8 protein-coding genes are annotated in these 8552 nt (G+C 37.9%); 6 read left to right on the top strand and 2 right to left on the bottom strand.

Going from position 1 to position 8552, the window contains the following annotated elements; genetic code table 11:
* Nucleotides 1–20 precede the first annotated feature (20 nt).
* From NL42_RS11975 to NL42_RS11960, 4 genes are read left to right on the top strand one after another with little or no spacing between them, the layout of a single operon-like run.
* Nucleotides 21–1043 carry an HlyD family efflux transporter periplasmic adaptor subunit gene (locus NL42_RS11975; RefSeq protein ID WP_461312911.1) on the top strand — a complete coding sequence of 341 codons (1023 nt, stop codon included), beginning with the start codon at nt 21–23 and terminating at the stop codon, nt 1041–1043.
* Nucleotides 1033–2796, top strand: a complete 1764-nt coding sequence (locus NL42_RS11970; RefSeq protein ID WP_461312910.1) for an ATP-binding cassette domain-containing protein — start codon at nt 1033–1035, stop codon at nt 2794–2796. The genes NL42_RS11975 and NL42_RS11970 overlap by 11 nt, the downstream gene beginning before the upstream one ends.
* A 9-nt stretch (nt 2797–2805) precedes the next feature.
* Nucleotides 2806–3930 (top strand): ABC transporter permease, encoded by a 1125-nt coding sequence (locus NL42_RS11965; RefSeq protein ID WP_461312909.1) that lies wholly within the window; start codon nt 2806–2808, stop codon nt 3928–3930.
* Nucleotides 3931–3934: 4 nt separating this feature from the next.
* Nucleotides 3935–5053, top strand: a complete 1119-nt coding sequence (locus NL42_RS11960; protein WP_461312908.1) for an ABC transporter permease — start codon at nt 3935–3937, stop codon at nt 5051–5053.
* A 44-nt stretch (nt 5054–5097) separates the two neighbouring features.
* On the opposite strand, the gene NL42_RS11955 is transcribed toward NL42_RS11960, so the two are convergent.
* On the bottom strand, nt 5098–5967 hold the full coding sequence (locus NL42_RS11955) for a DUF2797 domain-containing protein (protein ID WP_198078578.1): 870 nt from the start codon (nt 5965–5967) through the stop codon (nt 5098–5100).
* A 39-nt stretch (nt 5968–6006) separates the two neighbouring features.
* Here NL42_RS11955 and NL42_RS11950 point away from each other — a divergent pair, with 39 nt between their 5' ends.
* Both NL42_RS11950 and NL42_RS11945 read left to right on the top strand, forming a co-directional pair.
* Nucleotides 6007–6468 (top strand): DUF6231 family protein, encoded by a 462-nt coding sequence (locus NL42_RS11950; RefSeq protein WP_127491666.1) that lies wholly within the window; start codon nt 6007–6009, stop codon nt 6466–6468.
* Nucleotides 6469–6567: 99 nt separating this feature from the next.
* Nucleotides 6568–7158, top strand: a complete 591-nt coding sequence (locus tag NL42_RS11945) for a YidB family protein (RefSeq protein ID WP_461312907.1) — start codon at nt 6568–6570, stop codon at nt 7156–7158.
* Between the two features lie 106 nt (nt 7159–7264).
* Here NL42_RS11945 and NL42_RS11940 read toward each other — a convergent pair whose 3' ends face one another.
* Nucleotides 7265–8371 carry a porin gene (locus NL42_RS11940; protein ID WP_461312906.1) on the bottom strand — a complete coding sequence of 369 codons (1107 nt, stop codon included), beginning with the start codon at nt 8369–8371 and terminating at the stop codon, nt 7265–7267.
* Between the last annotated feature and the right edge of the window lie 181 nt (nt 8372–8552).

Genomic DNA, 8552 nt, shown 5'->3' with positions numbered 1-8552 from the left:
TTAATAAAAAGGCCAATAAGATGAATAAAAAAGTGATTGCCGGTGTTTTGGTTATTATAGCTGTGGCTATAATCGGCTTTTGGGCTTGGAAATATAATGATAAAGAACAATCAGATAGTTTTTTAACTTTGCATGGAAATGTTGATATTCGCCAAGTTTCGCTTGCATTTGAACAGTCTGGCCGTATTCAAAAACTCATGGTCCAAGAGGGTGATAAAGTTCAAGCAGGCCAGTTACTTGCTACTCTTAATACCAATGCATTACAAATTCAGGCAAAGCAGGCGCAAGCACAGCTCAAAGCGCAACAAGAGGCAATTATTAAACAAGAGGTCGGAGCTCGTCCTGAAGAAATTACCCAAGCAAAAGCACAATTGGCTTCTGCTCAAGCAGAGTTAGATAAAACGGATAAAAACTTACAACGGTTACAAATTTTGGTGAGTAGCACAGATGGTCGGGCAATTAGCCAACAAGAGTTAGACTATGCCAAAAGTAATCAGCAAAGTGCTCAAGCAGTGGTACGGGAAAGAGAGGCCAATTTAGAATTATTAATTAAAGGCGCTAGACAAGAAGATCGTGAAGCGACCAAAGCACAATATGAAGTCGCTCAGGCTAATTTAGATTTAATTAACTATAACCTTACCCAGACTGAACTAAAATCTCCTGTAAATGCAGTGGTCCGAGCACGTCTACAAGAAATTGGCGATATGACAACTGCTCAAAAGGCCGTTTATACATTGGCACTGACCGATCCGAAATGGGTACGTGTATATGTCAATGAACAAAATCTCAGTTCCATTAAGATGGGAGATACTGCCCAAGTCATTCGTGATTCTTATCCTAATCAGCCTATTCATGGAAAAATTGGTTATATATCTTCAGTTGCAGAGTTCACCCCTAAAACAGTGCAGACCGAAGAGATTAGAACAACCCTGGTTTATGAAGTCCGAGTGTATGTAAATGATCCGAATGATCAATTAAAAATGGGGCAACCAGTTACTGTGAAAGTTCCACTTGCTTCAAGTGAGAATGCCCATGACCGATGAAAATACAGTGGTTTATGTGCATGATTTGGTCATGATTTTTAAAGCTGAGAGTAAAAAGACAGCAGATATTACTGCAATTGATCATTTAAACATGCAAATCAATAAAGGAGAACTTACCGCTTTAGTAGGTCCAGATGGTTCGGGGAAAACAACTTTATTACGATTAATGGCAGGATTATATAAAGCCACTTCGGGTTCATTAAATGTACTTGGAATTGACGTGAGTAAAAATCCACAAGCTGTACAAGACCGTATTAGCTATATGCCGCAACGCTTTGGACTATATGAAGATTTAAGCGTACAAGAAAATCTTGATTTATATGCCGATTTACACGATGTTCCAAAAGAAATTCGTCATCAACGATTTAAACGTTTATTGGAAATAACAGACCTTGCTCAATTTACGCAACGTTTAGCGGGTCAACTTTCTGGCGGAATGAAACAAAAACTAGGGCTAGCATGTACTTTAGTTCGTCCCCCAGAGTTACTATTGCTTGATGAGCCTAGTGTTGGTGTAGACCCTTTATCAAGACGGGACTTATGGATCATTATTGAACAGCTTGTTCAGGAAGAAAACCTAAGTGTAATTATAAGTACTGCTTATATGGATGAAGCAGAAAAATGTGCACAAGTTTATATCATGCACGAGGGGAAAATTTTAAAGCAGGGCTCTCCAGAGCAATTAAAAGAAATAGCACGTGGGCAAACATGGCAAGTAGAACCTCCTGCAAATATTAAAGCGCGGACTATACAAGGCCAATTACTTGATAATCATCTAGAGATTATTGATGCTGTTCTAAAAGGTGAACAAGTACGTTTTATTAGTCGCCAGAAAGAATTATCAGCCGGTGCTTTACCTCAGGGGCTAATAGCAAATACACGAGAACCTGAACTTGAAGATGCTTTTATGATGTTATTACAACAGAATCAAAAGCAACGAAAACAAATATCTATTTCTGAAAGAGCTTTTGATTCACTGCAAAATCATGAGTTGGAATCAGACCAACCTATCATTGTGGTCAAAGATTTAGTCAGAACTTTTGGAGATTTTACTGCTGTCGCTAACACTTCATTTGATGTGCAGCGCGGTGAAATCTTTGGATTACTTGGGCCTAATGGAGCTGGGAAAACAACGACATTTCGAATGCTGTGTGGATTGTTACCAGCAAGTAGTGGGTATTTGGAAGTTGCTGGTAAAAACTTACGGACAGCTCGTGCTGAAGCTAGGGCTAACGTAGGTTATGTCTCTCAGAAATTTGCACTTTATAGTAATTTAACTGTTTTAGAGAATCTTAAATTTTTTGGTGGAGCCTATGGTTTATCGGGCGAAAAGCTAAAACAACAAATTGATAAAGCGTTACAGCAATACGATTTAAAAACTCATATTAAAAGTGGTGATTTACCAGGTGGCTATAAACAACGTTTATCTATGGCTGCTGCATTGCTACATGAACCGGAAATTTTATTTTTAGATGAACCCACTAGTGGCATTGATCCACTTGCACGGCGTTCATTTTGGTACAGCATTGGTGAGCTGGCAAATCAGGGGATTACCATCATTATCACTACGCACTTTATGGAAGAAGCGGAATATTGTGACCGGATTGCCATACAAGATGCAGGAAAGTTATTAGCCTTAGGTTCACCCCAACAAGTACGCGAATTAGCAAGTAAAGATAAATATATCAGTGACATGAATGAGGCTTTTATAGCAATTGTAGAACAAGCGCGTGCATTAAGGCATGCTGTTTAGGGGGCTACAATGAGTTTTGCATTTTGGAATCGATTGACAGCGCTAGTTCGTAAAGAAACTAAGCAGCTCATTCGTGATAAAAGCAGCCTCGGGATTGGTCTGGTTTTGCCTATCATCTTAATTTTACTATTTGGCTATGGACTTTCCTTTGACTTAAATCAGGCACGAGTTGGTGTTGTAGTTGATCAGTCTTCACCACAGATCAATCAGGTTTTAGCGGGTTTAAATGGTTCGCAATATTTAACGAGTCAGCAATTTCATAATTTGCCTGAAGCAGAGCAGGCCATTCGAGATGGCGAGATTGATGCCATTTTGCATTTCCCTTCAGATTTCGCGAGTCAGGCACAACAAGGTAACGTAAAGGCTCAACTGTTATTAAATGGTACGTCTACCACCATAGCAACAGCTTTGGAAGGATATGTCGCAGGTGCTTTGGCTACCGCGCCGTCTATACAAGTTGACCGTAGTCCAATATTAGCAACTTCAAGCGCCGTTAATATTGAACAACGAATATGGTTTAACGAATCTGCTAACAGTACTTGGTTTTTAGTCCCAGGCTTAATGGTATTAATTTTAACTTTAATCGGTGCATTTTTAACGGGGTTACTCATTGCCCGTGAAAGGGAGCGGGGAACACTAGAGGCCTTATTTGTGACGCCTGTACGGCCATTTGAAATTGTATTAGCAAAGCTCATTCCCTATGTTGTGGTCGGGATGATTGATATCGTGATCTGTATTATTGCTGCGTATTTTATTTTTGAAGTACCCATTCGCGGTTCATTATTCTCAATTTTATCAGCTTCATTTTTATATTTAATTGTTTCGTTATTATTTGGTTTAACCATATCAGGCTTTGCTCAAAGCCAGTTTCAGGCGAGTCAAATTGCTTTATTAGCAAGTTTTATGCCTGCACTTATGCTTTCAGGTTTTGTTTTCGATACACGAAATTTACCCTTGGTTGTACAAATTGTTAGCCAGTTACTTCCAGCTACGCATTTTATGATTTTAATTAAAACCCTATTTATGGGAGGTGATGATTGGAAGTTATGGTTTAAAGAATGCGGTATTTTATTGGGATATATCGTTGTTTTGATATGTGCTGTGAACTTTTCACTGAAAAAACGGTTGAGATAAAGTTATGTGGCAGCAACTAATCGCTTGGCTAAAACATTTAAGTTTTTTAGTCAAAAAGGAATTCCTGACCATTTTTAGTGACCCTGCAAATAGAGTCATTCTATTTGTACCAGCCCTCATGCAGGCACTTTTGTTTGGTTATGCTGCAACTTATGATGTTAACCGTGTGGACTATGCAATTTTAGATCAGAGTAATGGGCAAGTTTCGCATGAACTGATCTCAAAGCTCGATGGCTCTGGTATTTTTAAGCGGATTGCAACACTTCAATATACAGATCAAATCAAACAGGTAATTGATAGTCGTCAGGCATTGGTCGTGATTACGATTCCTTCAGACTTCGAGAGCAAATTAAATAATAACCAAAGCTCTCCTATACAGGTCATTGTTGATGGCAGAAACTCATCAACTGCTGTTGTGGCTGGTTCATATCTAAATAAAATTATTGGTCAGTTTAATCAGCAAAAATTTAACACAGCTTTGCCCATTAGCCTTGAAACAAGAACATGGTACAACCCAAATCAGGAATCTCGTTGGAGCCTAATGCCTTCATTAATTGCGGCATTAAGTATGATGCAAACATTGCTTTTATCTGCTTTATCAGTTGCGCGTGAACGAGAGCAGGGTACGTTCGATCAGTTATTAGTTACGCCGTATACACCATTACAAATTATGATTGGTAAAGCCTTACCGCCAATTTTTGTAGGCTTGATGCAATCAACCATTATTTTATTGATCATTTTGTTCTGGTTTAAAATTCCTATGAATGGCTCTATTGGACTGCTTTATTTTGGTTTATTGAGTTTTAACATAGCTGTAGTCGGAGTGGGCCTATCAATTTCGGCCTTATCTTTAAATATGCAACAAGCTATGCTTTTTACATTTTTATTAATTATGCCTTTGATGTTGCTTTCAGGTTTATTAACTCCTGTAGAAAACATGCCGGAAGCATTACAAATAGCAACGTATGCAAATCCTTTAAGGTTTGGAATTAACTTGGTACAACGAGTTTATTTGGAAGGTGCGAGCTTTGCACAAGTCAAATTCAACTTTATTCCAATGATCATACTTGGAGTAGTAACTTTACCCTTAGCTGCTTGGCTATTTAGGAACAGATTATCTTAATCATGTTAATGAAAAAGCCCCATTTTAGGGGCTTTAAAACTTACTTAGGCACGTATAATCAGTTGGTAACCTGTATATTTACGGATGTTAATAACACCAATATCAAAAATTAAATATTGACCTTTAATACCCTGTAATACACCGCGAATTTTTGGAGTTTTATCCAAATTTAATGACTTAATCTTTTCAGGGTACTGCTCAACAGGGTAAACAAACTCACGTGGTAGCTCATCTTCTAATAATTCAACGGTTTCGTTAAATTCAAGATTTTGGCTAAATTCCTCACGAATCGTTTGAATTTTAGGTGCAAACTCTTCGATTAACTGATCACGTTGCTCAGTTAGTTTTAGAGGTTCAGCTTCTCCCTTAAGGAGTTTACGCCAATCAGTTTTGTCAGCAACTAAAGAACCAAACATTGTTTCAAGCTGACCAGATAAACGACGTGATCCAACTTTCATAATTGGTAAGGCCTGAGTTGCACCTTGATCTAACCAACGACCTGGCATATGACTAACGCGGGTAATACCAACTTTCAAAGCGCTAGAATTTGCTAAATAAACAATATGAGGCTGGAAACAAACATTGTGGGCAAAGTCATCTTCACGACATGTACCTAAGTGGTAATGGCATGTTTCTGGTTTCATAATGCAGAGGTCACATTCCGCTTTCGTTTTAAAACATTTAAAGCAGTGACCTTGAGAATAAGATTTTGGTGTTTTAGTGCCACAAGAGGTGCAATAAATATTACCTGTCCATTCGATCTCTAGTTCTTGTCCTAAATTAAAAGGAAGATCAATTTCTGAACGGTCTAATACAAATTTGTATTCAACATTTGCCTTGGTTGTCTGTTGATCAGTTACACTAGCATCTTTTAGGCCTGCATGCATTTTATGGCAAATGCCTTGTAGTTCCATAAAGTTTAAACTCACATCTTTCAATTAAGGGTTGCAGTCATGGCTGAACAAAATGTCATCGCTTCTATGCTAGACGATTTATCAAAAGAACAGCCCATTCATACTGCACTTTGTATTGGTCAGAAAATTGACCAGAATAACGCAATTCAATGGCACTATTTTAGCGTAACTGAGCTTTTAAGTCTGCCTTTTACTCAGCGTTATGATTTGGGTTTTGTATTATTTGATACCGATGAAATGCATAACATCAGTAATATTCAAAAATCACAATTATTAGTAAAACTAAGAGATTTATTAGCAAAACGAATTGTTGTGGTGAGCAAACGAAGTGATGAACAGTTATTACGTTCTTTAGGCTTTACTCAACTGATTGATAAGACTTCACATGATAGTGATTTTGCCCTATGGCAATTTAATATATTGACCTATAAACATGTTCCAGATTGGTTTAATTCAAAGTTTTGGGCAAACCCAGAAAACTGGAATAAATTCCGTTGGTAAAAGAGCATTAAATCTCTTTCAAAATTTAACAATTTGGCTTTTGCTGTCTGAATAAGAATCCGCGTATGCTCATGTATAAACCATACATAAGAGTTACACATGACAAATTTAAGCAGCATTGTTGAAGTTCTGGCTCAGCAGGCTTTAGGTGGGAACCAGCAAGCATCAGGTCAAGGCGGTTTGGGCGGAATTTTAGGTTCAGTACTTGGACAAATGGGGGGTAATACTTCTTCTGGCGCTCAAGGGGGCCTTGGAGGAGTATTAGGTTCTGTATTGGGTCAAGTGACTGGCAATAATAATGCACCTCAAGCAGGTGGTGGTGTACAAAGTTTATTAATTGCAGTGGTGCCTTTAATTTTAGGTTGGGTTCAGCAACAAGGTGGTTTGCAGGCTGCTTTAGAAAAGTTAAAAGGTGCGGGTTTAGGTAACCAAGTTCAAAGCTGGGTTGACCCAAATCAAAGCAATAGTGAGGTTCCTACTCAGCAATTACAAAGTCTATTTAATCCAGCCGACATTGAACAAGTTGCTGCGCAAGCTCAAGCTCCAAAAGAGCAAGTTTACGGTGCAATTGCTTCAGTCTTACCTCAAATCATTGACTCATTAACACCTCAGGGTGACAGTACCGATCATCAAGAAGCAAACCAAGACATTCAAAATGTGATGAATCTTGTAAGTGGTTTTTTAAAATAAGCTACAAACTTAAAAAGCCGATATAAAAATATCGGCTTTTTAATCTGCACAATAAAATAAAAGGGCATTAGCCCTTTTATTTTAGATATGAATCAAAGATAACTAATTAGAAGTTATATTCGATACCAGTACCTACAACAGTTTGCTTGTCATCATCATTCAACCAGTCGCGTTTTTGTTGAGCAACGATGCCATAGAAACGAGCTTGTTTGTTGATTTGGTAATCAAGACCTACACCGTACAAGTCAATTGTACGATCTGATAGACCACTTACTTGTGTTTGAGCAGAAGAATATTCTGCTTTCACTTTAAGTTTAGTATTAGGGATTTTATAAGCAGCTGTTATTGAATATGCTTCTTCTTGTAAATCACGGTAAGCTTTACCAGCCTTATCAACTGATCCATCTGTTTTGTATGTTTGGCCATATGCAGTTAAGTCATCAGTAGGTTCTGCGTGTTGCCATAAAGCACCTACTACAAAACCAGATTTTGCGATGTCATATGAACCCGTTACACGGTAAGCATCTGTATAAACATCTTTCAGACCGTAAGCAGCATATTTACCTTTAATACCGAAGTCACCAGCAGCAGCAACTGCTAAACCAAGGTCTTTGTTTTCATAACCAAGCGCAGTTGACACAGAGTCAAAGCTATTATTTTTGCTGTCTTTACCAGTTTCACCTTGTTTACTATCTGAGGTGCTTTCACCAGTTTGAGCCATGATGTTGAAAGTTAAACCAGCTAATAATTTAGGGTCTAATTCAAAACCAATCACGTTATCTAAACGGTTTTCACCGTACATGATATTAGTAATATCTAAACGTGTATCGTCATTAAAGATGTCTTGGTTACCACCAGCAGCAGTTTTAAAGTAAGAATCGTATTTACCTACTTTTAAAGTACCAACACCTTCAGTTTTTAAACCGATAAAACGGTTACGAGCGCTAAGGTCACTATCAGAACCTGAACCATCAGTAGAAATTGCCCATTCAGCTAAATAAACAGCAGATAGCTTGTCAGTTAATTTCTCTTCGCCTTTTACCCCAATGCGAGAAGCGTTTGAGTTAACTTCGGTAACATCACTTTTACCATCGAAATTTTTATTATCAACTTGGTTAATAGAAACATTCAGTTTGCCATACAAAGTTGGCGCTGCTTGCACCGCGTTTATGCTCAAAGTTGCAACTGCGGCAGCGAGTAGCAATTTCTTCATTGAGATTTCTCCAAAAGGTATTTAAAAATGGCGTATGCCTAGTTAACTATTTATTTTGTAGTTGACTTATGTACAAAAAATTACAAAAGCTCACCAACTTGCTAAGCAGTATCGGCAAACTTTGTGACAGGGGCGTGAAAAGTAAATGACAGTTTTATGACGATTAAAATTTAGAAATAAA

It is taken from the genome of Acinetobacter sp. GN11, from assembly GCF_054823985.1.
Note: the sequence above shows the minus strand (reverse complement) of the source record. Positions and strands in the feature narration are given on the sequence as shown.